Origin of the sequence: Marivita sp. (assembly GCF_965656765.1) — a bacterium.
In the GTDB taxonomy this organism is placed as follows: domain Bacteria; phylum Pseudomonadota; class Alphaproteobacteria; order Rhodobacterales; family Rhodobacteraceae; genus Marivita.
Map to the genome: position 1 here is coordinate 1 of NZ_CBFHLV010000124.1, position 2,709 is coordinate 2,709.

Genomic DNA, 2,709 nt, shown 5'->3' on the forward strand with positions numbered 1-2,709 from the left:
GCCCCTGTCTGCTCAATCAAAGCCCGATTGCACCGAAATCGGCGTAGCCAAGACGGTAGATCAGACGTTCCTTAAGTTCGTTTGGATTCCAGACCCTTTTCGTACCAGTTGGGATTAGAACTCGCAGTTCAATTACGCAAAATCAATGGGTTAGGTGGTGGAGAACGTTAGATTTCAGACCCACCCCCTCCGCCACCTCATCTCCAAGCTACATTTCCAATGCTGTTTGCGTCAGCGTCTCTGGCGTGAATGGCATGCGCTGCAATTTCAATCCGGTGCAGTCGAAGATCGCGTTGGAAATGGCGGCGACTGTGGGGCCGGGGGAGGCTTCGCCTGCGCCGACTGAGGGGTGGTCGGATGTGTCTAGAAGGACCAGGTCAATCTCTGGCACGTTGTCGAACCGGATCACGGGGTAGCTGTTCCAATCGCGCGAAGTAATGCCGTCGCGGTCCCAATTTACCTGTTCATAAAGCGCCCAGCTTGCGCCTTGCATGAAACCACCCTCAAGTTGGGCGATCAGGCCATCGGGATCAATGACGCGGCCTGCATCTGCAACTAGTGTTGCGTGGTCCAAACGGACCTCGGCTGTATCGCTTACGGTCAGCTCGATCGCGATGCCGACCCGGGTCATGGTGTTTTTGTATTGGGAATAGGCCACGCCACGTCCAGAGCCGTGGGGGAGTGGTGGGCGCGCGGCGATACAGTCATCAAGCTGATTGAGCACGGCGCGCGCGCGCGGATCGGTGAGGTGCGCGCGGCGAAAGGCAATTGGGTCGCTGTCGGTGTCTTGGGCCAGCCTGTCTATCGTACTTTCGAGTGCAAAGATGTTAGCGACAGCCCCGAGACACCGCATGGCGGAGGTGCGATGTGGCAGACCTTGGACAAGGTTCTTGACGAGCCTTTTTTCGGGAATGTCATAGATTGGATCGAGATTCCGGTGCATGCCTGCATGCGTGCCCATATTGGGTGGCGACACATATGGGTCCATGGCCTGGACCCGAAATCTGTTGGCAATGAGTTTTGCCGGGCCCGCGCGGTTCGGGCCAGGGCGGGGGCGTCCGCGATGGGTGTCGCTGTGAGCTTCGGCTGAGAGGGCGATGATTTTGCCGCCTGCCAGTTTTGCATCAACTTGCACGGCCATAGCGGGCGCATAGGGTTCCCATGCGTGTTCGTCTTCGCGGCTCCATTTCAGAAGGATCGGCGTGTTCGGATGAGCCATCGCGATCAGAGCGGCCTCGAACGCCGCGTCATCTGCGCCGTTGTGGCCGTAGCAACCAGAGCCCGGGATGTGGGTGATGTCCACCTGTTCAGTCCGCAGTCCAAGGCTGTCAGCAATCGCCTCGCGCAGCGGATATATCCCTTGGCTGTGGCTGCGCAGGACCAGCGTGTCTCCGGTCCATTCGGCCAATGCGGCAGACGGCGCCAACGCGCCATGCATCTGATAGGGGCGTTCGAACCGGGCGGTCACGTCGGGTGCCTCAAGCGGAGCAGGCACCGGGGCCTTTTGTGGCGTTCCGTTCACCACGGGAAAACGCTGTGCGTTTTGCGGAACAAGCTGGGCGAAGATGTCGATTTCCGGCAGGCCGGCACCCGTGTCCCATGTGCAGCCAAGACCAAGGCTGGTTGCGGCTTTCACGACGTGCCATTCGTTTGGGCCGGCCACGGCAACAAAGCTGGCGTCTTGGAAGACATGAAGGCCTTTGGCGTGCGCCTTGTCGATCGCGTCTTGGTCGATTTTGCGCAGTGTGGCCTTGGCATGGGGGGGGCTGATACGACGGGCGTGCCACATACCGGGCAGATCGGTGTCGTGTAGAAAAGTGAACCGGCCCGTCACCATTTCTGTGATGCCGCGCATGTCCAAGGCGGCTGGTTCATCGGGCACAAAGCGGGGCAGGGCCGCGTCAACCCGCAGGTCTTTGGGCAGGTCTTGCGCGAGGTCGACCAGACTGATCCGGATGTTGGTCCCGGTCTGCTGGACGAACCCATCCTCAAGCGCCCAATCCTTCAGGTCGCCGCCGTGTTGCGCCACCGCTGTTGCCAGGATGTGCGCGCGCAAGGTTGCGGCCGCAGAGGCCACGGCGCGGCCAGATTGTTCAATGGAATTGCTGCCGGACGTGATGCCTTCATCCGGAGCATGGTCAGTTCGAACTGGTGCGATTTCGATCTGTGGCAGAGGCAGTGCCAATTCGTCCTGCACGATCCGGATCAGCGCGGTTGAGATACGCTGACCGATATCGACCTTGCCGGTATGGACCAGCAGGCAGTCCTCGTCGAAGGTGATCCATTCCGAGACATACGGATAGTCTTTGAGGCTCATGTCGCCGCGGCCCGTTCAATGGCTTTGAGAACTCGCGGATGTGATCCGCAGCGGCAGAGATGCGGCGTCAGAGCTTCTTTGGTGGTATCGCGGTCCGGTGCCTGATTGTTCGACAAGAGTGCCGTTGCCGCGACCACAAGACCAGAGGTGCAATAGCCGCATTGGGCGGCGGTTTCCTCGACGAAGGCTTGTTGAACGCGCTGGCCGACTTCTGTGTCGGCGATGCCTTCGATGGTGGTGACCTCCTTACCATCAAAGGCCTCGACCGCCGTGACACAGGATAGCACCACTTCGCCGTCGATCATTACGGCGCAAGCGCCGCATTGCTCCAACCCGCATCCAAGCTTGGTCCCCTTGAGCTTCAACTCGTCCCGAAGGACGTAGACCAAGGG

General features: G+C 59.9%; 2 protein-coding genes. Both read right to left on the bottom strand.

Annotated features, from left to right (window positions below):
* Positions 1–208: 208 nt before the first annotated feature.
* Positions 209–2,317 carry a molybdopterin cofactor-binding domain-containing protein gene (locus ACTG4M_RS17285; RefSeq protein ID WP_439124912.1) on the bottom strand — a complete coding sequence of 703 codons (2,109 nt, stop codon included), beginning with the start codon at positions 2,315–2,317 and terminating at the stop codon, positions 209–211.
* Positions 2,314–2,709, bottom strand: a 396-nt coding sequence (locus tag ACTG4M_RS17290) for a (2Fe-2S)-binding protein (protein ID WP_439124913.1), incomplete at its 5' end; no start/stop codon positions are given. The genes ACTG4M_RS17290 and ACTG4M_RS17285, both read right to left, overlap by 4 nt.